The organism is Streptococcus sp. DD12, from assembly GCF_001578885.1.
GTDB lineage: Bacteria > Bacillota > Bacilli > Lactobacillales > Streptococcaceae > Streptococcus.
Genome location: NZ_KQ969498.1, coordinates 1 through 22,285, shown reverse-complemented (window position 1 = coordinate 22,285; position 22,285 = coordinate 1). Strand labels below are relative to the sequence as shown.

Annotated in this window: 20 protein-coding genes, 2 tRNA genes and 1 other RNA gene; 19 read left to right on the top strand and 4 right to left on the bottom strand. The window is 44.3% G+C overall.

Annotated elements, in window-relative coordinates:
• On the top strand, nucleotides 1-800 hold an 800-nt coding region (locus STRDD12_RS07700; protein ID WP_197456670.1), incomplete at its 5' end, for an XRE family transcriptional regulator.
• Between the two features lie 229 nt (nucleotides 801-1,029).
• Entirely contained in the window at nucleotides 1,030-1,326 is a 297-nt protein-coding gene (locus STRDD12_RS07695) for a bacteriocin immunity family protein (RefSeq protein ID WP_066916862.1), read from the top strand.
• A 54-nt stretch (nucleotides 1,327-1,380) separates the two neighbouring features.
• On the opposite strand, the gene STRDD12_RS07690 is transcribed toward STRDD12_RS07695, so the two are convergent.
• Nucleotides 1,381-1,451, bottom strand: a tRNA-Cys gene (locus tag STRDD12_RS07690).
• A 196-nt stretch (nucleotides 1,452-1,647) separates the two neighbouring features.
• Here STRDD12_RS07690 and rpsB point away from each other — a divergent pair.
• The 3 genes from rpsB (at nucleotide 1,648) to STRDD12_RS07675 (ending at nucleotide 5,143) form a co-directional block, all read left to right on the top strand.
• Complete coding sequence (gene rpsB, locus STRDD12_RS07685; RefSeq protein ID WP_066916860.1) at nucleotides 1,648-2,427, top strand: 30S ribosomal protein S2; 780 nt, start codon at nucleotides 1,648-1,650, stop codon at nucleotides 2,425-2,427.
• Nucleotides 2,428-2,499: 72 nt separating this feature from the next.
• Nucleotides 2,500-3,540: a translation elongation factor Ts gene (gene tsf, locus STRDD12_RS07680; protein WP_066916858.1), complete on the top strand. Its 1,041-nt coding sequence runs from the start codon at nucleotides 2,500-2,502 to the stop codon at nucleotides 3,538-3,540.
• A gap of 151 nt (nucleotides 3,541-3,691) precedes the next feature.
• On the top strand, nucleotides 3,692-5,143 hold the full coding sequence (locus STRDD12_RS07675) for an APC family permease (protein ID WP_066916856.1): 1,452 nt from the start codon (nucleotides 3,692-3,694) through the stop codon (nucleotides 5,141-5,143).
• Nucleotides 5,144-5,313: 170 nt separating this feature from the next.
• On the opposite strand, the gene STRDD12_RS07670 is transcribed toward STRDD12_RS07675, so the two are convergent.
• Nucleotides 5,314-5,395, bottom strand: a tRNA-Leu gene (locus tag STRDD12_RS07670).
• Nucleotides 5,396-5,514: 119 nt separating this feature from the next.
• On the opposite strand from STRDD12_RS07670, the gene rsgA reads away from it, so the two are divergent.
• The 9 genes from rsgA to fusA all read left to right on the top strand — a co-directional run bounded on the left by rsgA (nucleotide 5,515) and on the right by fusA (nucleotide 14,310).
• A complete protein-coding gene (rsgA, locus tag STRDD12_RS07665) occupies nucleotides 5,515-6,393 on the top strand; it encodes a ribosome small subunit-dependent GTPase A (RefSeq protein ID WP_066916854.1) in 879 nt (292 codons plus the stop codon).
• 3 nt (nucleotides 6,394-6,396) lie between these two features.
• On the top strand, nucleotides 6,397-7,056 hold the full coding sequence (gene rpe / locus STRDD12_RS07660) for a ribulose-phosphate 3-epimerase (protein WP_066916852.1): 660 nt from the start codon (nucleotides 6,397-6,399) through the stop codon (nucleotides 7,054-7,056).
• Complete coding sequence (locus tag STRDD12_RS07655; RefSeq protein ID WP_066916850.1) at nucleotides 7,049-7,696, top strand: thiamine diphosphokinase; 648 nt, start codon at nucleotides 7,049-7,051, stop codon at nucleotides 7,694-7,696. Before rpe ends, STRDD12_RS07655 begins: the two co-directional genes overlap by 8 nt.
• Entirely contained in the window at nucleotides 7,690-8,925 is a 1,236-nt protein-coding gene (locus STRDD12_RS07650) for a DNA recombination protein RmuC (protein ID WP_066916848.1), read from the top strand. The genes STRDD12_RS07655 and STRDD12_RS07650 overlap by 7 nt, the downstream gene beginning before the upstream one ends.
• Complete coding sequence (locus tag STRDD12_RS07645; protein ID WP_066916846.1) at nucleotides 8,915-9,856, top strand: 3'-5' exoribonuclease YhaM family protein; 942 nt, start codon at nucleotides 8,915-8,917, stop codon at nucleotides 9,854-9,856. The genes STRDD12_RS07650 and STRDD12_RS07645 overlap by 11 nt, the downstream gene beginning before the upstream one ends.
• A 107-nt stretch (nucleotides 9,857-9,963) precedes the next feature.
• A complete protein-coding gene (gene purR, locus STRDD12_RS07640) occupies nucleotides 9,964-10,794 on the top strand; it encodes a pur operon repressor (RefSeq protein WP_066916844.1) in 831 nt (276 codons plus the stop codon).
• A 171-nt stretch (nucleotides 10,795-10,965) separates the two neighbouring features.
• Nucleotides 10,966-11,379: a 30S ribosomal protein S12 gene (rpsL, locus tag STRDD12_RS07635; RefSeq protein WP_066916842.1), complete on the top strand. Its 414-nt coding sequence runs from the start codon at nucleotides 10,966-10,968 to the stop codon at nucleotides 11,377-11,379.
• A 16-nt stretch (nucleotides 11,380-11,395) separates the two neighbouring features.
• Nucleotides 11,396-11,866: a 30S ribosomal protein S7 gene (gene rpsG, locus STRDD12_RS07630; RefSeq protein ID WP_066916840.1), complete on the top strand. Its 471-nt coding sequence runs from the start codon at nucleotides 11,396-11,398 to the stop codon at nucleotides 11,864-11,866.
• 362 nt (nucleotides 11,867-12,228) lie between these two features.
• Entirely contained in the window at nucleotides 12,229-14,310 is a 2,082-nt protein-coding gene (gene fusA / locus STRDD12_RS07625) for an elongation factor G (RefSeq protein WP_066916838.1), read from the top strand.
• A gap of 243 nt (nucleotides 14,311-14,553) precedes the next feature.
• On the opposite strand, the gene pbp1a is transcribed toward fusA, so the two are convergent.
• Together pbp1a and recU are read right to left on the bottom strand one after the other, a co-directional pair.
• Nucleotides 14,554-16,848 carry a penicillin-binding protein PBP1A gene (pbp1a, locus tag STRDD12_RS07620; protein ID WP_066916836.1) on the bottom strand — a complete coding sequence of 765 codons (2,295 nt, stop codon included), beginning with the start codon at nucleotides 16,846-16,848 and terminating at the stop codon, nucleotides 14,554-14,556.
• Nucleotides 16,829-17,446, bottom strand: a complete 618-nt coding sequence (recU, locus tag STRDD12_RS07615; RefSeq protein WP_066916834.1) for a Holliday junction resolvase RecU — start codon at nucleotides 17,444-17,446, stop codon at nucleotides 16,829-16,831. Before recU ends, pbp1a begins: the two co-directional genes overlap by 20 nt.
• A gap of 82 nt (nucleotides 17,447-17,528) precedes the next feature.
• On the opposite strand from recU, the gene STRDD12_RS07610 reads away from it, so the two are divergent.
• From STRDD12_RS07610 to STRDD12_RS07590, 5 genes are all read left to right on the top strand, one after another.
• Nucleotides 17,529-18,053: an SLOG family protein gene (locus STRDD12_RS07610; RefSeq protein ID WP_066916833.1), complete on the top strand. Its 525-nt coding sequence runs from the start codon at nucleotides 17,529-17,531 to the stop codon at nucleotides 18,051-18,053.
• A gap of 94 nt (nucleotides 18,054-18,147) precedes the next feature.
• Nucleotides 18,148-18,570 carry a cell division regulator GpsB gene (locus STRDD12_RS07605; RefSeq protein WP_066916955.1) on the top strand — a complete coding sequence of 141 codons (423 nt, stop codon included), beginning with the start codon at nucleotides 18,148-18,150 and terminating at the stop codon, nucleotides 18,568-18,570.
• Nucleotides 18,571-18,583: 13 nt separating this feature from the next.
• Nucleotides 18,584-18,958: RNase P RNA component class B (gene rnpB, locus STRDD12_RS07600), an RNA gene on the top strand.
• A 62-nt stretch (nucleotides 18,959-19,020) separates the two neighbouring features.
• Nucleotides 19,021-20,196, top strand: coding sequence for a THUMP domain-containing class I SAM-dependent RNA methyltransferase (locus STRDD12_RS07595; protein WP_066916831.1), 1,176 nt, complete (start codon nucleotides 19,021-19,023; stop codon nucleotides 20,194-20,196).
• Nucleotides 20,197-20,199: 3 nt separating this feature from the next.
• Complete coding sequence (locus tag STRDD12_RS07590; RefSeq protein WP_066916829.1) at nucleotides 20,200-21,756, top strand: cell division site-positioning protein MapZ family protein; 1,557 nt, start codon at nucleotides 20,200-20,202, stop codon at nucleotides 21,754-21,756.
• The last annotated feature ends 529 nt before the right edge of the window (nucleotides 21,757-22,285 follow it).

Below are 22,285 nucleotides of genomic sequence, written 5' to 3'. Positions count from 1 at the left end.
TTCGCCAGCTCATCCGGATTGAAAAAGGGCAATCGCTCCCCTCAATAGATAAAATTGGCTTTATCGCCCACCGGCTAGGTATGTCTGTCTCAGAACTCATTGACGAAGGGTTACAAAAGATTCCAGATAGCTATTATGAGAAGAAAAATAGGCTCATCAAGTTTCCTACTTATGGTGATTCTGGACGCATAGCGCAAAAGTTACAACTCATCGCTGAAGTGCATGAAGAATATGACGAACTCTTACCAGAGGATGAACTGCTGACTTTGGATATCTTCGAGTCCGTCATGAACTTTTCTCTGCTTGAGAAAGGGCCAAAGACAGAAGAGATTTTCGAGGATGTTTTTTTACAGGCGCAAAAAAAGAAAAAGCTTTCAACTAATGATTTATTAGTCATCCATTATTATTTCTTGGAAAATCATGATAAAAAATACCTTGACAAAAAAATACTTGAAATGTTGTGTAGGAAGTTACTGAATCAAGAAATTTCTGCTGACGAGACTCATAACATCACCCTAATAGTTGTTTTAATGAGTTGTGCAGCGGTGTACTTGATGCTTGAAGAATTCAAAACCATCTTACCAATAGCAAATAGACTTCTTCAATTTGTGGATGAAGCGCAACTTCAAACCTATAAACCTGGGGCTTTGGCTTTGAAAGCTAAGTACTACAGCCGTTATCTGGGCGATAGCGAAAGAGCTAATCGATATTACGATAAGGCGCTATCATTTGCTCGTCTGCTTAATGATGATGCTTTAGTCAGAGGTATTAAACAAGAAAAGGAGAAGGATGGAATCTAAGAGATAAAATAGTGACATGAATGTCACTATTTTTTTGTATTTTTTCGTGATAGGATAAGAACATAGAGCATGAAGGGAGTTTTACCATGAACGAAAACGGATTATACTGCTACCAGGGCGGTTCTTGCTATGTTAACTTATCCCAAACTTGGACGACTATTGCAAATCATTCAGCTATAACTATTCTTACTGGTGGTCGAGCAGGCTGGCATTCAGGAGGTATCGCATAATGGGCATCAAATGGTTTTCCGGTGGCAATGAGCGAAAAGAGGAAGCACTTTCCCTGATGGATGACTTGCTTAAAGATTTAAGCTCTCACCAAGGCGACCCTAACTTAGCGCAAGTCATCCAAAAGTACCACCAAGAACTGGCTGATGGGACAGGGGCAGTATCGCTGGTCTTGAGCCGGTTTCAGTTGGAGATAACACGCTACCTGTCTGAAAATGCTGTGAAACTTAGCGACAATCAGGAATCTTTACTAAAAGAAATAAGAAAACTATCTGAAATTCGCTATGGTTATCTTTAAAAAGCTACTGGTGAATACAAAAAAAAGCTGGGTTTCCCCAGCTTTTTTTAATGAAGGCGGTAGACGGATTTGAACCGACGATCAAGCTTTTGCAGAGCCGTGCCTTACCACTTGGCTATACCGCCACAACTCTTAGTATTTTACCCTAAAAAAAGAGTGACGTCAAGTCCTAAAAAGCTTGCATTTGCCACATTTTTTGATATACTAGTGTAGTTGCCTAGCAACAAATACTCATCTCAGGACTGATTGTGGGCCTGTTGCCCTTGCGGTTGGTCTGCAAGCGAAAGTCCGAGAGAGGAAAAAACAAAAGGAGACATATTCATGTCAGTTATTTCAATGAAACAATTGCTTGAGGCTGGTGTTCACTTTGGTCACCAAACTCGCCGCTGGAACCCTAAGATGGCTAAGTACATCTTTACAGAACGTAACGGTATCCACGTGATCGACTTGCAACAAACTGTTAAGTTGGCTGACCAAGCTTACGACTTTGTTCGTGACGCTGCAGCTAACGACGCTGTTATCTTGTTTGTTGGTACGAAAAAACAAGCCGCTGACGCGATTGCTGAAGAAGCAACACGTGCTGGACAATACTACATCAACCACCGTTGGTTGGGTGGTACCTTGACAAACTGGGACACTATCCAAAAACGTATCAAACGTTTGAAAGACATCAAACGTATGGAAGAAGACGGAACTTTCGAAGTCCTTCCTAAAAAAGAAGTTGCTTTGCTTAACAAACAACGCGCACGTCTTGAAAAATTCTTGGGTGGTATCGAAGACATGCCTCGCATCCCAGATGTGATGTACATCGTTGACCCACACAAAGAACAAATCGCTGTTAAAGAAGCGAAGAAACTTGGTATCCCAGTAGTCGCTATGGTTGACACCAACGCTGACCCAGACGATATCGATGTTATCATCCCAGCTAACGACGACGCTATCCGCGCTGTTAAGTTGATCACTTCTAAAATGGCAGACGCTATCATCGAAGGCCGTCAAGGTGAAGATGAAATCGTTGCTGTTGAAGAAGCTTTGTCTGCAGAAGCAGTAGCAGAATCTATCGAAGAAATCGTTGAAGTTGTAGAAGGCGACAACGCTTAATTACAGAAAACCATAAAACCTAAGGGGGCGGGGCGAAGCCCAGCCTCCTTATTTTAAAAATAGGAGAAAAAAATGGCAGAAATTACAGCTAAACTCGTTAAAGAGTTGCGTGAAAAATCTGGTGCTGGTGTCATGGACGCCAAAAAAGCTTTGGTTGAAGTAGACGGAGATATCGAAAAAGCTATCGAACTCCTTCGTGAAAAAGGAATGGCTAAGGCTGCTAAGAAAGCTGACCGTGTCGCTGCAGAAGGCTTGACAGGTGTTTACGTCGATGGCAATATCGCTGCAGTTGTCGAAGTCAATGCTGAAACTGACTTCGTTGCTAAAAACGCACAATTCGTTGACTTGGTGAATGAAACTGCTAAAGCTATTGCTCAAGCTCGCCCAGCTAACAACGAAGAAGCTTTGCAAGTGACTTTGGCATCTGGTGAAACTTTGGAAGCTGCTTACGTCAACGCAACAGCAACTATCGGAGAAAAGATTTCTTTCCGCCGTTTCGCTGTATTGGAAAAAACAGACGACCAACACTTTGGTGCTTACCAACATAATGGTGGTCGCATCGGTGTTATCTCTGTTGTCGAAGGTGGCGACGAAGCATTGGCAAAACAAATCTCTATGCACATCGCTGCAATGAACCCAACTGTTTTGTCTTATGCTGAATTGGATGAACAATTCGTACATGACGAGTTGGCTCAACTTAACCACAAAATCGAGCAAGACAACGAAAGCCGCGCTATGGTTGACAAACCAGCCTTGCCACTTTTGAAATACGGTTCAAAAGCACAATTGACCGACGAAGTTATCGCTCAAGCTGAAGCGGACATCAAGGCTGAATTGGCTGCAGAAGGTAAACCAGAAAAAATCTGGGACAAAATCATCCCAGGAAAAATGTCTCGTTTCCTTTTGGACAACACCCAAGTGGACCAACAATACACTCTCTTGGCACAAGTCTACATCATGGACGACAGCAAGACTGTAGAAGCTTACCTTGAATCAGTTAACGCTAAGGTTGTTGCTTTTGCCCGCTTTGAAGTTGGTGAAGGTATCGAAAAAGCAGCAAATGACTTTGAAAATGAAGTGGCTGCAACAATGGCAGCAGCGCTTAATAACTAAGCCTTTTCAAACAGAAAGTCAGGACAAAAGTTCCTGGCTTTTTTTCTGCCTTTTTATGCGAAAAGTGAGTTTAAAAAAGTTTAAAACTGTGGTATAGTGATACTGAAAGCGATTGCTATTTCTATTTATTTTTTAGAAGAGAGGAGATATCATGAAAAACGACAAGAATCAATTGACCTGGCTCATGGTCTCGCTGATTGCCTTTAACATGGTTTGGGGTCTGGGAAATGTGGTCAATAACTATGCCCAACAAGGGATTTCTGTTATTGTGTCTTGGATTTTGATTCTAGCACTCTACTTTATCCCTTATGCCCTGATTGTTGGCCAGCTGGGTTCTACCTTTAAAGAGAGTGGTGGCGGGGTCAGCAGTTGGGTGGAAAAGACCTCGACTAAACGCCTGGCCTACTTTGCTGCCTGGACTTATTGGGTGGTGCATATCCCCTATCTGGCACAAAAACCACAAGGTGTTTTGATCCCTCTGGGTTGGGCTTTGCAGGGAAATGGCAATTTCTTAAGCTCGCTCAGTATGCGAGATATTGCCCTTCTCAGCTTGGTCATCTTTGGGATTTTCTTGTATCTATCTACCAAGGGATTGTCAGCCCTTAAGTTCATCGGAGGTTTGGCGGGTTCAGCCATGTTGGTGATGTCACTGCTCTTTGTGCTTTTGGCCGTCGGTGCACCCTTCATAAATCCGAATATGACCTTTGCCACATCTGGCATGGATAAGTTGAGCACTTACATTCCAAATTTTGACTTTTCTTACTTCACGACGATTTCCCTTTTGGTTTTTGCGGTAGGAGGGGCTGAAAAAATTTCGCCCTATGTCAATCAAACACGCAATCCAGCAAAGGAATTTCCAAAGGGCATGATTGCTATGGCTGTCATGGTGGGGCTGTCTGCTATTTTGGGTTCTGTAGCCATGGGAATGCTTTTTGACAGCCATCATATCCCTGCTGACCTGATGCGTAATGGCGCCTACCAAGCCTTTCAAATGCTGGGTGAAAGTTGGGGTCTCGGCAACCTATTGGTGATTATTTATGCCTTGACAAATATGGTCGGTCAGATTGCGGCCCTAGCTTTCTCCATTGATGCACCGCTTCAAATCTTGCTCAATAATGCGGATGCCCAATTTATCCCGTCATGGTTGCGTAAACGCAATAAAAAAGGTGTTCTGGTCAATGGCTACCTGTTGACGGGGGTTCTCGTTAGCCTTTTGATTGTCTTACCTATTTTTGGGATTTCCGAAATTGATGGTCTTGTGGTATGGATGACCAATCTCAACGCCATTGTCATGCCCATGCGCTACCTGTGGGTCTTCTTGGCCTTTATGCTCTTAACACGGGCTTGGCACAAGTATAAGGATGCGGAGTACACCTTTGTTAAAAATCCAAAAGTTGGTTTTGTCATTGGGGCATGGTGCTTCTTGTTTACGGCCTTTGCTTGTATTTTGGGAATGGTACCAAAAGTGGACTATGCGACAGACCCTGCTGGTTGGCAGTTCTCACTCCTGACAAATATTTTAACACCGCTTGTCTTCATTGCTCTGGGGGTTATCTTGCCAGTCTTGGCGCGCAGGGAGACTAAAAAAGCACGTCAGCAGTAAGGTCTTGCCTCTTGTTTAGCTGAAATCTTTAAGAAAATTTTTTACGGATGGGACGAAACAGGATTTGTGCGCAAATCCTCTTGTCTCATCCTTTTCTTGTTCGCTTCTTTCGAGCATATCATGTTTTTGGGCAATAAAAAAACTCAGCCTGAGCTGAGTTGTATGAGCGATGCGGAGGAAGGGATTTGAACCCTCACACCCGATGGGCACATGCGCCTGAAGCATGCGTGTCTGCCGTTCCACCACCTCCGCAGTATGTTCTCATTATACTATGAGGGGATAAAAAATGCAAGATGTAAAACAAGGTTAGCAAGGAAAAAAAGGGGGCTTTGTGGTACAATGGTGCTAAATTGGTAAAAAAGGAGTGGGAATTGCACGGAAGAATTGTCAAAGCATTAGCAGGTTTTTATTATGTCGAGGCTGAGGGACACTTGTACCAGACGAGAGCCAGAGGTCATTTTCGCAAAAGAGGGCAGAGTCCTTTTGTCGGTGACTGGGTCGATTTTTCAACGGATGATAATGGGGAGGGCTATATCCTCTCCATTGGGGCGCGCCATAACAGCCTCTTGCGCCCAGCCATCGTCAACATTGACCAGGCAGTTGTCATCATGAGTGCGAAAGAACCGGATTTCAACAGCAACCTCTTGGACCGCTTTTTAGTGCTTCTATGGAAACGGCAGATAACCCCTGTGATTTACATCAGTAAAATGGACCTCTTAGATGATAAGCAAAGAGAGCAGATGCAAGTTATCGCCCAACATTACCGTCAAATCGGTTATCATTTTTGTTTATCGCTTGAGGACCTGCTCCCACTGCTGGCGGAAAAAACCAGTGTCTTTATGGGGCAAACGGGTGTCGGGAAATCGACCTTGCTCAACCGTATAGCGCCTGATTTGGCCTTGGAAACTGCGGAAATCTCAGCCAGCCTAGGCCGGGGAAAACACACCACCCGTTTTGTGGCCTTGTATGATGCCTTTGACGGAAAAATTGCCGATACGCCTGGTTTTTCTTCGATTGATTACCAAGTAACCGACGCTCAGGAATTAAATGCGGCTTTTCCTGAAATTGCACAGCTAGCTCAAGCCTGCAAGTTTCGGACCTGTACCCACACGCATGAACCAGGCTGTGCTGTAAAACAGGCTTTAGATACGCAGGCTATCTGGCCCCAACGATTCGAAAATTATCTCCAGTTGCTCAGTGAAATTCAAGGCAACCGGCAAGTGTATAAAAAAGAAGTCAAGAAAGGATAACCCATGTTACAAGATAAAATCGCTCCCTCTATTTTAGCTGCCGATTTCGCAAATTTTGCGACGGAGCTTGCTCGCATCGAAGAAACGGGTGCAGAGTACGTCCACATTGATATTATGGATGGTCATTTTGTGCCCAATATTACATTTGGTGCTGATGTGGTCGCTGCGATGCGCAAACACAGTCGCCTCTTTTTTGATTGCCACCTGATGGTTGAAAATCCAGAAAAACACATTGCTTCATTTGCCAAAGCAGGTGCTGATAGTGTTACCATCCACGTGGAAGCAACACCTCATATTCATGGGGCTTTGCAACAGATTAAGGCCACAGGCATGCAGGCGAGTGTTGCCATCAACCCCGGGACACCTGTTGAAGCCATCTTGCCAGTTTTGGGACTGGTCGATCAAGTTTTGGTCATGACAGTCAACCCAGGTTTTGGAGGCCAAGCCTTCTTGCCTGAAACGCTAGAAAAAGTCGCTGCCTTGGCTGCTGTACGTCAGGAAAAAGGTCTTTCCTACCAAATCGAAGTGGATGGCGGTATCGACGATGTAACCGTTCGTGCAGCCAAAGCCGCTGGAGCCAATGTCTTTGTGGCCGGTTCATACCTCTTTAAGGGAGACCTCACTGCAGGGGTAAATGCCTTGCGAGACAATCTTCATGGCTGAGCCAAGTCGTCTCTATGTGTCAGGTGATTGGGATTTGCAAGACTTTCAAGCGGGTCAGTTGACACTCGCTTGTGATTGGGCTGCCTATCGTCTCCTTGCGGCGGGGCATCGTGTGGATGTGGCTGTGGGAGATTTTGATAGTGTCACACCTGAGGAGTTTGAAACGATTCAGGCGCAGGTTGAGACCCTGGTCGTGCTACCGACAGCCAAGGATGATACGGATGCACAGGCCGCAGTTTTGTGGTTTTTTGAACATTATCCGCAAGGGGAACTCGAAGTCATCGGTGCATTCGGCGGGCGTTTGGACCATGCGCTGGCCAATATTTTTCTTCCCAGCCATCCGGCTATCGCGCCTTTTATGCGACAGATTTTCTTGCGAGATAGGGAGCACGTGTTACGCTTTTATCCGCCAGGAGACCATCTGATTCAGCAGACACCTGGGATGACAGGTCTAGCCTTTATTCAGGAGGGCGCATTACCTATCGACATTCGCGGGGCACTTTTTGAGTTGACAAGGGACCGCTATTTTTCCCGCAAGATTTATTCCAGTAATCAATTTATCGGAAAAAAAGTCGCACTTACAGTTAGAGATGGCTATGTCATCTGCATGGAAACACGTGAAAGGAAAAAAGAATGGTGACCACCCTTCTTGTTATTGTCGTTCTCTTGGTGTGTGCTTATCTCCTATGGGAGATCAAACAAGTCCGCAAAGAACAAGAGGAAGCGCAAAAACAACAAGAAATTGCCTTGCTGAATCAAATGGAAACAGTGCTAGTGCGTGAGCAAATGGCGCAAAGTCGCCTTTGGCAGAATGAGATGGCCAAGGTACAAACCTTGATCTACCAAGAGCTAAATGAGGGGCGCGATCGCAGTGACCGTAGCCTAGAGAGCGTCCGCCAAACCCTCCAAACCAGTGTGGATAACATGCAAAGCACCCTACAAGATCAGTTGGCTCAGATGCGAGAAACGGTCAATGAAAAGTTGGAAAGTACGCTACAAAGTCGCTTAAGAACCAGTTTTGCTAGCGTTTCTCAACAACTGGAGCGGGTGAACAAAAGTCTGGGAGAAATGCAACACCTCTCCCAAGATGTGGCCAGTCTCAATCGGACGCTCGCAGGGACCAAAACACGAGGGATCATGGGTGAAGTTCAGTTGGCCCGTATTGTCGAAGAAATCTTAGCACCAGGTCAGTATGAGCGTGAAGTTCCAACTGTCCCTAAAAGTGCTAATCGTGTGGAATTTGCGATTAAGATGCCAGGAGAGAAAACGGGGGAATGGGTGTATTTGCCTGTTGACTCCAAATTCCCATTAGAAAGTTACCAGCGCCTTGAAGCGGCATTTGAGGCAGGAGATAAGCCTGCTTTGGAAAAGGCACGCAAAGAACTCGGTCAAAGTTTGAAAAGCTTTGCCAAAGACATTCACAGCAAATATATCCATCCGCCTCAAACCACTCCATTTGGCATCCTATTTTTACCGACAGAGGGACTCTACGCAGAGGCTTTGCGTCAAGTGACCATTGTTGAAGACTTGCGACGACATGAAAATGTCATCATTGCAGGCCCGTCTACACTCGCAGCCCTTCTAAACGCCCTGACGGTTGGCTTTCGGACCTTATCTATTCAGCAAAATACGGCAGAGATTAGCAAGATTCTGGGCAATGTTAAATTGGAATTCAACAAGTTTGCTGATTTGCTACAAAAAGCACAAAAGCAGTTGGGCCTAGCTAGCGGACATATCGACAAGCTCTTAACCACTCGTACCAATGCCATTGCACGTGCTCTCAGTCAAATTGAAACCTACCAAGATGAAGAGACGCAGGCCTTGCTATCTAGCGAGCCTTTAGAAAACGAGGAAAAAGATGAAGATTAAACAAATGAAAGCAGATGAGCCCTTTGAAGGCTATTACTTAATCAAGAGTGCTAATCTGCGAAAAACACGGGCGGGGAAAGATTTTCTTGCCTTAACCTTTCAGGATGATAGTGGTCAGATTTCAGGGAACCTCTGGGACGTGCGTGAAGATCAGATAGACCAGTTCCAACCCGGTCGTGTGGTTCGGATGCGGGGACGTCGTGAAGTCTATAATGGCACACCTCAGGTGAACCAGATTGAACTTCGTCTGCCAACGGATGGAGAACCCAATGACCCAGCAGCCTTCAAGGAGAAATCTCCTGTAGATGTTAAAGCCACCCAGGCCTATCTTGAAGAAAAAGTGTTTGAAATTGAAAATCCTACCTGGCAACGTATTGTGCGCCATCTCTACAGTCGCTTTCATGACCGGTTTTATACTTACCCAGCTGCTAAGAGCAACCACCACGCCTTCGAATCTGGTTTGGCCTACCACACAGCGACTATGGTGCGTTTGGCTGATGCGATTGGTGATATTTATCCCGAACTCAACAAGAGCCTCCTTTTTGCAGGGATTATGCTGCACGATTTGGCTAAGGTTATTGAGCTTTCTGGACCGGACAATACAGAGTACACAGTCAGAGGGAACCTCATCGGGCATATCGCCTTGATTGACGAGGAAATCACTAAAGCCATTGATGAGTTAAAGCTTTCGGATGATAGTGAAGATGTCATTGTTCTGCGCCATGTGGTTTTGAGTCACCATGGGCAATTGGAGTATGGTAGCCCTGTTAGACCACGGATTATGGAAGCTGAGATTATTCATATGATTGATAACATCGATGCTGAAATGATGATGATGTCGACGGCTTTATCACGTATTGATGAGGGAGAAATGACCCCACGGATTTTCCCGTTAGACAATCGTTCCTTCTACAAACCTCACAGCAAGTAAAAGACGAAAAAAATGAGCAATCGGATGCAGATTGTTCGTTTTTTGCTAAAAATATGCTAAGATATGAGGTGTTAAACAAGAAATAAAGAAATGAAAGATAGATACCTATGAAATTAAGACGTAGTGAACGTATGGCCGTGATGACGGAATACCTCTTAAATAACCCGCATAAAACAACCAGCTTAAACTACTTTGCCGAAGAATATCAGACGGCTAAGTCCTCAATTTCTGAAGACATTACGCTGATTAAAGGTGCCTTTGAAAAGCGTGGCATTGGCCGAGTTGATACCATAACTGGTGCCAATGGGGGAGTTATTTTCACCCCAACGATCAGCTATTCAGATGAGTTGGCTATCTTAGAAGAGTTGAGAACAGCTCTATCTGATAGTGACCGTGTTTTGCCGGGGGGCTACCTTTATTTGTCCGACCTCTTGAGTACGCCGAAAATTTTGAAGGATGCCGGGCGCATCATTGCCAAGCGTTTTGAAAATGAGCCCATTGATGTCGTGATGACCGTTGCCACTAAGGGAGTTCCCTTAGCCAATGCTGTAGCCAACATTTTAAATGTTCCTTTCGTTATTGTGAGACGGGATTTAAAAATCACGGAGGGTTCAACAGTTTCAGTCAACTATGCTTCGGGGTCCAGCGACCGCATCGAAAAAATGTTTCTGTCTAAACGGAGCCTCAAGCCGGGTAGTCGTGTTCTGATTGTGGATGACTTCCTTAAGGGAGGTGGCACCGTAACAGGTATGGTTAGCCTCCTTAAAGAGTTCGAAAGTGACTTGGTGGGTGTCGTTGTCTTTGCCGAAAATGCCTCAACTGACCATAGCCAGTTAGATTTCCAATCCTTGCTAAGAGTCTCAGATATCGATGCCCAAAAACAAAGTGTCCATGTCGAAATCGGCAGTATTCTGCAAGTAGAAGACGCCAAAAAATAAAAAATAAGATTGACAAAAAAGGTACCCTATGCTACTATAGTATGCGGTACTTTTTACTTTTGGTCTCTCAAAAGTGTACAGAGACGTGCTGACAAATGTTGCAAAGTACACCGGTTGTGGGCTGTCACCAAGTGCCACGACAACCAAAACTAAAAAAACAGGAGAATGTAGATGCCTACAATTAACCAATTGGTGCGTAAACCGCGCCAAGCAAAAGTCGTTAAGTCTAAGTCACCAGCATTGAACGTTGGTTACAACAGCCTTAAAAAGACCCCAACAAATGTTGACGCGCCACAAAAACGTGGTGTTGCAACACGTGTTGGAACAATGACACCTAAGAAACCTAACTCAGCCTTGCGTAAATTTGCTCGTGTGCGCTTGAGTAACTTGATCGAAGTAACAGCTTATATCCCAGGTATCGGACACAACTTGCAAGAACACAGTGTGGTTCTTATCCGTGGTGGACGTGTAAAAGACCTTCCAGGGGTACGTTACCATATCGTCCGTGGTGCTTTGGATACTGCGGGTGTTGCTGACCGTAAACAAAGCCGTTCTAAATACGGTACGAAAAAACCAAAAGCATAAGAAGGGAGCCTAGAAAATGAGTCGTAAAAACCGTGCGCCTAAGCGCGACGTATTGCCAGATCCATTGTACAACTCTCAACTTGTAACACGTTTGATTAACCGTGTAATGCTTGATGGGAAACGTGGTACAGCTGCTTCTATCGTTTATGGAGCTTTTGAACAAATCAAAGAAGCAACAGGAAACGATGCTCTCGAAGTCTTCGAAGAAGCAATGGAAAACATCATGCCAGTTCTTGAAGTTCGTGCTCGCCGTGTCGGTGGGTCTAACTACCAAGTCCCAGTTGAAGTGCGTCCAGAACGCCGTATCACTTTGGGCTTGCGTTGGTTGGTAACTGTGTCTCGTGGACGTGGTGAACACACTATGCAAGACCGCTTGGCTAAAGAAATCATGGATGCAGCGAACAACACTGGTGCATCTGTTAAGAAACGTGAAGACACACACCGTATGGCTGAAGCCAACCGTGCCTTCGCACACTTCCGTTGGTAATAAAATGAAACTAAGAGCGACAAAGGCCCAAGGCAAAAATAGGAAACTGATGCAGTGTTCCGTGAACACAAAGCAGTTTATCTTTTTTGCGCCGGGCCTCGCTCGGGTTCAAATCAATTAACTTGGGCTTTTAGCCCGAGTTCAATGATGATGCTAGGAACGGCAAGGATGCAAAGTGAAAATAGAAAACTAACGCAGTATTCGATGAATACAAGGAAGTTTATCTTTTTCACACAGCATCCCGTTCCAGCTCAAATAGACTAAGTTGAAACCAACACTTAACATAAAACAATGATAACGGGTAGGTCCTGCCTATCCGTTTTCTTGGAAAAATGGAAAACAATTAAAGGAGAACACTTTCCATGGCACGCGAATTTTCATTAGAAAAAACTCGTAACATCGGTATCATGGCTCACGTCGATGCCGGTAAAACAACTACAACCGAACGGATTCTCTACTACACAGGTAAAATCCACAAGATTGGTGAAACTCACGAAGGGGCTTCCCAAATGGACTGGATGGAGCAAGAGCAAGAACGTGGAATCACCATCACGTCTGCTGCGACAACTGCCCAATGGAACAACCACCGTGTTAACATCATCGACACCCCAGGACACGTGGACTTCACTATCGAAGTACAACGTTCCCTGCGTGTTCTTGATGGTGCCGTAACTGTTTTGGATGCCCAATCAGGGGTAGAACCTCAAACAGAAACAGTTTGGCGTCAAGCGACTGAATACGGAGTTCCTCGTATCGTTTTTGCTAACAAAATGGACAAAATCGGTGCAGACTTCTTGTATTCTGTAAGTACCTTGCATGACCGTTTGCAAGCGAACGCTCACCCAATTCAATTGCCAATCGGTGCAGAAGATGACTTCCGTGGAATCATTGACTTGATTACCATGAAAGCTGAAATCTACACAAACGACCTCGGTACAGACATCTTGGAAGAAGATATTCCTGAAGAATACCTTGACCAAGCAACAGAATACCGTGAAAAATTGATTGAAGCGATTGCTGAAACTGACGAAGATTTGATGATGAAGTACCTTGAAGGGGAAGAAATCACCAATGATGAGTTGAAAGCAGCTATCCGTAAAGCAACAATCAATGTGGAATTCTACCCAGTTCTTTGTGGTTCTGCCTTCAAGAACAAAGGGGTTCAAATGATGCTTGACGCGGTTATTGATTACTTGCCAAGCCCATTGGATATTCCTGCAATCAAGGGTGTTAACCCAGATACAGAAGAAGAAGAAACACGTCCTGCTTCAGATGAAGAACCATTTGCAGCTTTGGCCTTCAAGATCATGACAGACCCATTCGTTGGTCGTTTGACCTTCTTCCGTGTTTATTCAGGTGTCTTGAACTCAGGTTCTTACGTCCTGAATACTTCTAAAGGAAAACGCGAACGTATTGGACGTATCCTGCAAATGCACGCGAACAGCCGTCAAGAAATTGAAACAGTTTACGCTGGAGATATCGCGGCTGCCGTTGGTTTGAAAGATACAACAACTGGTGACTCATTGACTGATGAAAAAGCAAAAATCATTCTTGAGTCTATTGAAGTTCCAGAACCCGTTATCCAATTGATGGTTGAGCCTAAATCTAAGGCTGACCAAGATAAAATGGGTATTGCCCTTCAAAAACTGGCTGAAGAAGACCCAACTTTCCGCGTTGAAACTAACGTCGAAACTGGTGAGACAGTTATCTCTGGTATGGGTGAGTTGCACTTGGACGTCTTGGTTGACCGTATGAAACGTGAATTCAAGGTTGAAGCAAACGTTGGTGCGCCACAAGTATCTTACCGTGAAACTTTCCGCGCTTCTACACAAGCACGTGGATTCTTCAAACGCCAATCAGGTGGTAAAGGTCAATTCGGTGATGTTTGGATTGAATTTACACCAAACGAAGAAGGTAAAGGATTCGAATTCGAAAACGCTATCGTTGGTGGTGTCGTTCCTCGTGAATTCATCCCTGCGGTTGAAAAAGGTTTGCAAGAGTCAATGGCTAACGGTGTCTTGGCTGGTTACCCAATGGTTGACATTAAAGCTAAGCTTTACGATGGTTCATACCACGATGTCGACTCATCTGAAACAGCCTTCAAGATTGCGGCGTCATTGGCCCTTAAAGAAGCTGCGAAATCAGCACAACCTGTTATCTTGGAACCAATGATGTTGGTTACTATCACCGTTCCAGAGGAAAACCTTGGGGACGTTATGGGACACGTAACAGCTCGTCGTGGACGTGTAGACGGTATGGAAGCACACGGTAACAGCCAAATCGTCCGTGCCTATGTTCCTTTGGCAGAAATGTTTGGTTACGCTACAACCCTTCGTTCTGCATCACAAGGACGTGGTACCTTCATGATGGTATTTGACCACTATGAAGATGTTCCTAAATCAGTCCAAGAAGAAATTATCAAGAAAAACGCTGGTGAAGCGTAAAGATAAGAAAAAAGAGGCAGTAGCCTCTTTTTTTGATAGGAGACTTATGCGAGTAGTCGAAGAAGCGGTTTAGCGTAAAGAAAAAGTCACGCCTTAAGAGTGAGAGTCCGCTAACCTTTCCAAGTTTTGAATGATTAGAAAAGGCTTCATCGTCAGGAATACCTAGCAAAGACTTCTGCTATCAATACCTATTAAAAAAACTGACCATAGCATTTAGCTAGTGGTCAGTTTTTTGGGTAAAGCTTAGGGTTGGGACGAGCTTTCTGTACTTGCAGCGTTATCTGAAGTAGGAGTGCTTTCAGCAGTGCTAGCAGCTGTCGTATCTTCTGTAGAAGCGGCATCTGTTGAAGAAGAACTTGCTTCTGAGCTACTATCGCTGGTGCTGTCACTGGTGGATGAGCTGGAACTAGAACTTACCGTTGAAGTTGGTGCGGTGTAGTTATTTGTACCAGTGAGGTAGTAGTAAGAACCGCTTTGTGAAATCCCATCTGGAATGGTGAAATCAGTTGATCCATTAGCCGATAGGTAGGCCATCATCGCACGGTAGACCCAAGGGGCGACATAAAGTCCATCACCGTAAACAGGCGTTGAACGTGATTTATAACCCGTCCAGACAGCCATAGCGTATTGGGTCGTATAACCGACAAAGGTTTCGTCTGGAGCCATTGTGCCCACATAGCTTGAGTAGATGCCTGTAGCTTGCTCGATGGCAGCTAATTCATCATCTGTGTAGTTTGAGGTACCGGACTTACCAGCCTGGTAGACCCCAGAAATCTGGGCTTGTGTCCCTGTACCATTAGTCAAGACGGTTTTCATCATAGCCGTCATCAGGTAGGCTGTGGTTTCCTTCATAGCCCGTGTCCCTGTAGGGTCAAAGGTTTGGGTTGTTCCGTCTTCTAAAGTAATTTTATTGACGTAGTAAGGTTGGTAATAAGTTCCGCCGTTAGCAAAAGCTGCATAGGCAGCAGCCATCTTCAGACTAGATGCGCCGTATTGACTATCAGAAGAACTGTTATTACTAGAAATAGCATTAGAATATTGCAATTCAGGGTAATTGATGCCTAAGCCGCTTAAGAAGCTGCTGGCTTTATTTAGACCGACCGCATAAAGCGCGCGGACAGCCGGCACATTACGAGATTGGGCGATGGCAGTTTGCAGGGTAATGTTACCCATATAGCGACGGTCCCAGTCGTAAATTTGTTGAGAGGTTCCAGGCCAGTACCAAGCCGTATCGCTAACACTTTGTGCCGTTGATGTGTAAATTTCATTTTCAATAGCTGGGGCATAGTCAGTGATTGGTTTCATTGTAGACCCCCAATCACGGTCGGTCAAGACAGCTTGGTTGGTCCCAAATTGAATAGAGGTATCTTGGTTACGGGTACCAAGTTGGGCAACGACTTTACCATTGGTCACATCGACGACAGTAGAGGCCACTTGCATCTGGTCGTCCGGATAAGTGACATACTCATCGGAATTGTAGATATTCCACAGATACTGCTGGGCAGCCGTGTCAATGTTGGTGTAAATCTTAAGACCAGCAGAGTACACGTCAGCACCAGTCTTGGTTTTAACTTCTTCGATAACTTCCTTGAGGTAATTATCCAGATACGGTTCGAAAGAATTGCTAGTATCGACAGGCTGCAGACCGTCAGTTACTGGTGTTGCGATGGCAGTATCGTAATCTGTCTTTGAAATGTTACCATAGTTGTACATCTGCTGGAGAACGTCATCACGACGTGTTTTGGCAGCGTCAGGATTCGTGTAAGGGTCATAAGAAGTCGGTGCTTGAGGCAGACCCGCCAGTAAAGCAGTTTGGGCGATGCTCAAATCCTTTAGTTCTTTACCGAAATAGCCCTTGGCTGCGGTCTGCATACCATAGAGACCATTCCCCATATAAACCTTGTTGACATAGAAGGTCAGAATTTCTTCTTTGGTGTATTTCCGTTCCATCTGAATAGCAAGCCAAGCCTCTTGGATTTTTCGCTTCAAGGTTTGGTCGGAAACATTTGTAGAAAAGTAAGCCAGTTTAATCAGCTGCTGGTCCAGTGTCGAACCACCCTGTGTTGAGCTGGAAATCAAGTTGTGCCAAGCGGCACCGATGATACGATAGACATCTATTCCACGGTGTTTGTAGAAGCGATGGTCTTCGATTGCTGTGATGGCGTTGGTGAGGTTTTGAGGGATGTCACTGCTTGCAGCACTTACCCGTTCTTCTGCCCCTAAGTTTGCAATCTCGTTGCCATCCTTATCGTAAATGATACTAGAGTTGGTCGAGGTCAGTTTGCTTTCCTCGAGTTTAGGCGCGCTTGAAGCATAGTAGAAGACCAAGGCGCCCCCGATAAGACTGACGATTAAAAAGATTGAAACAAAGGCTAGAATGGTGTAACGAATAAATTTTCTTTTGTTAAAAGAAAATTTTGTAGTTTTCTTAGCACCCTTTTTGGATGATGGACCTGTCTTCTTTTTTTGTATAGACTTGCCGAGTCTAGGCGCTCCTGAATTCTTCTGGTTGCGTCGTTTATTGGTGTTGGTCGGCATAGGAATCTCCTCCTAGGATTAATTTGTCGATAATATCAAGATAAGGGACCGAAGGATAGGCAGACGGAGCAATCTCATAGCCGAATTTTCGAATATAAGAAAGGGATAAAGACTGCCCTTCTTGGTCGCTGTTATAATGTGCGATGAGGTAACTAGCTGGTAGTAGATAAGTCTCCCCTAGACGAGAAAAATGCAGTAAGGTAAAGCAGATACCGCCTTGAGCCAGAACTTTTTCCATATGCACAATTTGGTGATGGTGGAAATTTTTCATTGGCATAGCGGTTTTTTGCCGTGTTTCCTTAGCCTCAAAGTCGATATAGTGGCCTTTGTAGACGCCTGAGTAGTCCGTTGTTGAGGCCTGTCTAAAATAAGCTTCAACGATTTTTGCACGACTCCTCTTAGGGTAATCAACTTTTACGATTTGCACGGGTGTCGGTTTTTTGTGAATAACAGCCTTATCATGTGCCAGATAAAAGGCATTGCTGGCGTTGATTGCCGCTTCAAAAGACATCCCGCGGTTGGCAAAATCCGTTTCTTGCTTTTTTCCTGCCGTTCGTAGTCTTTGGGGAGTATGTGGTCGATTAGGATAGTTAACCATAAGACTCCTCGCTAATTTGTAGTAAAATAGTACATAAAAGCTACTACATTATACCATATTTGGAGAAAGGATAAAAGATTGAATGACAGCGCTTCTTATTTCTGGCTATCGTAGTTTTGAAGTCGGGATTTTTCAGGACAAGGACCCCCGACTCGCCGTGATAAAAAAAGCCATCCGAAGAGACTTAATTCAGTATCTAGAAGAAGGCGTAGACTGGCTCATTTTCACAGGAAACTTAGGGTTTGATTATTGGGTATTAGAGGTTGCTAAAGAGCTTCAAGAGGATTATCCCATAGCTTTGGCCACGATTTTTTTGTTTGAAAATCAAGGGGAAAATTGGACAGAAAGTAATCAAGCAAAATTGGCTGCGTTTAAGCAGGTTGATTTTATCAAATATAGTTTCCCCCATTATGAAAATCCGGGACAATTTGTGGCTTATCATCAGTTTTTATTGGAAAATACTCAGGAAGCCTATTTTTTCTATGATGCAGAAAACGAAACAAATTTTAAACATTTGTATAACCGAGCGAGAGCCAAGGAAGGCTATAGTGTGCGTTGTTTAGACTTTGAACGACTCAATGACATTGCTCAAGAAAGTACCGACTAGGACATAAAAGGCTTGATTTTTTCCTATTTTTGGGGTAGCATGATAAAGTACCTAGGAATTTGGGAAATTGATAGAAAGTACGGTTTTTAAGACAATGGCAAACATTATCCACACCCCTAAAGACATTTTTGAGCAAGAATTCAAAACAAGTATGCGAGGATACGACAAGCGCGAAGTGGATGAATTCTTGGATGATGTGATTAAAGATTATGAGTCCTACGATGACGAGATTGTGGCCTTGCACAAAGAGATTGCAACTCTGAAGTCCCAGCTAAATGATGCGAAAAAAGGCGGGGCGCAGTCCTCGCCAGCATCATCGGCTGTACCACCAGTGACGCCTGCTGGAGGGGCTTTTGCTGGAGCTAAAACCTATGGTGGTGCAGAAAGCACGCCAGTTGCGACAAGCACAGTAGCGCAACCGGTGACACCTGCACCTTCAAATAGTACGAACTATGATATTCTAAAACGTATTAGCCGTTTGGAAAAGGAAGTGTTCGGAAAACAAATTTCCGAATAAGAGTGAACTTGTGGCTTTTGGATAATCGCGTACGCTTAGGGTGTATGAGGAAAGTCCATGCTAGCACTGGCTGAGATTGCCAGTAGTGATTGTGCTAGGCGAAAAAATAAGCCTAGGGATATGGTGACATATTACGGCGGACAAAAGGGCTAAGTTGGTAACAATAAGTCCGAGTCGTCCTTAAGGTGCCACAGAGACGAGGTCTAGCAGAAATGCTGGACATGGAACGCGGTAAACCCCTCAAGCTAGCAACCCAAATTTTGGTCGGGGCATGGAGATTGGCGGAAATACAAGGAACGCACTTTCTCTGACTGGGCAACCAGTAGACAGATGATTATCGAAGGAAACGAGCCCTAGTCGTTTCTGGAACAAAACATGGCTTATAGAAAGTTACAAGATAGGAACGGGGCTGGGACAGTTGTCCTAGCTTTTTCGTATCAAGGAAGACATATGACAAAAAATAAAGAAACTTACCAAATGATAGCGACTGCAGCCAGTGGTTTAGAAGCCGTAGTCGGTAAAGAACTCCGTGCATTAGGATTTGACACGCAAGTTGAAAACGGGCGTGTGCGTTTTTCAGGAACCGTTTCTGATATGCTCAAAGCAAATTTATGGCTGAGGGCGGCAGATAAAGTCAAGCTGGTAGTCGGAGAGTTTAAGGCGACGACTTTTGAAGAACTTTTTCAGGGTGTTTTTGCTTTAGATTGGGAACGTTACATCGCCCTTGGCATGACTTTTCCCATTAGTAAAGCGAAGGCAGTAAAGTCAAAATTGCATAACGAACCTAGCATTCAGGCGATTACTAAAAAGGCAATCGTTAAAAAATTGCAAACGTATTATCACCGCCCAATGACGGTTCCCTTGCCTGAAACGGGTCCTTTAATTCCGATCGAAGTGAGTTTGGTAAAAGATAAGGTTCTGCTTATGATTAATACCAGCGGGGACAGTCTCTTTAAACGTGGCTACCGAGTAGAAAAAGGTGGCGCGCCTATGAAAGAAAATATGGCAGCTGCCTTAATTGCGCTGACCAACTGGTATCCAGACAAGCCTTTTGTGGACCCTACCTGCGGTTCAGGGACCTTGTGTATCGAAGCGGCTCTGATCGGTCTCAATCGAGCTCCAGGCCTCTCGCGTCGGTTCATCTGTGAAGACTGGCCTTGGGTTGATTCAAAAACGAGCCAAAATTTACGTCAAGAAGCGAAAAAGGCAGAGCGTCAAGTGAGCCTTGATATCTCAGGTTTTGACATTGATGCCCGCATGGTAGCAGTCGCTCAAGCCAACGTTGATGCAGCAGGTTTGGCAGACGTCATCACCCTAAAACAGATGCGTTTACAAGACTTTAGGACAGAAAAAACAAATGGGGTTATTGTATCCAATCCGCCCTATGGAGAGAGACTCTTGGATGACAGGGCTGTGGATATTCTGTATAATGAAATGGGGCAAACCTTTGCGCCATTGAAAACATGGAGTCAATTTATTGTGACTAGCGATGTCAACTTTGAAAAGAAATTTGGCCGTCAAGCCGATAAAAAAAGAAAACTCTACAACGGTCGCTTACGTGTTGATTTCTATCAATTTTTTGGTCAGAGAGTCAAACGGGTGACAAGTGATAAGGAGACGAATTAAAACATGACAAGTGAAAAGCATCAAGAAGGTCTGGATTTTGAAAAAGCAAAAGAACTAACAGTAGAAGAAGCTGTCCAAAAAGAGGCTGAACTTAAAGTCGGTATTACCGATGAGGATGACGTCCTAGACAAATATATCAAACGTCATCGTACAGAAGTGGCTTCGCAAAAATTTGACGGAACAAGTGCACCGGCTCCTCAAAAAATCGGTGACACAGCCCCACTAGATGAGTTTATCCATCAACAACGTCAGTTATTCGAGGAAGAATTAGTAACTTCAGAGCCCCAAAATAATTCCCAAGAATCGGAAGCAGTCTCTGAAAGTGAGACAACTAGTAGCCAAGTGGGTAGTGAAACACCAGTCGATTTAGAAAAAACGGTTGTTTTTGACCTCCCTCCAGTAGCGCCACCAAACCAAGAATCTTCTGAGCAAGCGTCTCAGTCTGAAAGTGAGGAATCCCCTGCCATTTCTTCACTAACGTCTGAACCAGTAGTAGCGAAAGCTAATAAAGACAAGAGAGATATTCAAAATGATCTGGTTAAAACAGATACAAACACCCATAAAGCGCAGAAGAAATCCCGCAAAATCGTGTGGTATAGCTTAGCTACCTTAGTGGTATTAGGAGCTGCAACGACTGCATGGTATACAAGGCAAGGCACCAGTAAAAGTTCTTCAACCACAACTTCAAGTTCTTCAGAAACTGCCAGTGCAAAGAAGGCGAACACGTCTTTTAACCAGGCTTATCGGGCTTTTTTCACAGATGATTCTCAGACCAAACTAAAAAATTCCCAGTTTGACCAATTACCGCAATTGAAAAAAGCGCTGGACAAGCTGAAAAACACTTCGTATTACACTAATGCCAAGAAAAAATATGATAGTCTAAACCGACAAATAACAGCAATCCGAGCGGTAAATGCCTTATTTCAATCAGATGCTATCAATGATGGTGAAAAGACTGGTGCGAAGGTCAAGAGTGATGCCAACTTTGACAGCCTTTCCTCAGATAGCCTAAACACAGGCAATGCGGCCTTAGATAAATTGCTTCAGGAAGTTATTGCAGACGGTAGAAGTCAACAAACACCGTCAACTTCAACCGCACAGGATACAGGAACTTCTAGTACAGCTGCGGCAGACACCACGCAAGGTAGTGCGACAACAGATGCCTCAACAAATGCTGCCCCAGCAACTTCGGGGGATAGTAATGCAGCAACAACGACAACTACAAGTTCGGCAGCAACACCGTACGGTATTCAATCCTATGATGAGTCTACTCTACAAAAGAGTTTGAGTCGTGTTCCGATTAACGAAAATGCAATTGCAGATAGCACTAACTCAGCCTGGGATTGGACGCCAGGTGTCCTAGAAAAAATCGTAGCAACTTCCCAAGAACGTGGCTATATTACTGGAAATAACTATATCCTCCAAAAAGTCAACATTATTAACGGTAATGGCTATTACAACATGTACAAGCCAGACGGCACTTACCTCTTCTCCATCAATTGTAAGACAGGGTATTTTGTCGGAAATGCAGCAGGTCACTCAGATGCCTTAGATTATTAGGTAGCTAAACGAAAAAATCAAGGATTAAATTTCCTTGATTTTTTTATTGATGCCGAATCCTCTCGAAAGAAATCTTAGGGTCCTAACTGATTGTATCGGTTAGAGAAAACGAAGGAAAAACCTTCAGGTGTTTAATAACAAAAGTCTAAAAGTTCAAGGTGGGCAATTAAAAAGCCAAAAATAGGGACATTTTGAGAAAGGATAAAAAAAATACTTTCAGGAATTAAAGGGACCACCAATTTAACAATTTTACGGGTCCTCTCGATACCTTAGCAAGAAATTTTAGAGTAAAAATAGGATACCCATACTGCAGATGTCTCGTCACAACCTGTGAGTTTATAAGCAAATCTCCTCTCATAATATGCTGTCATTAGCCTTTCAACCTCTCAATTAGGTGAAAATAAACCATAGAGAAAGGCTGATTTAATAGGATTTGATAAAGATTTGCAAAAAAATAAAAAAACTTTCAAAAACCTATTGACAGTAGAGGCGGATATTTAGTATACTAATTTAGCTGTCAGGGCGAGGG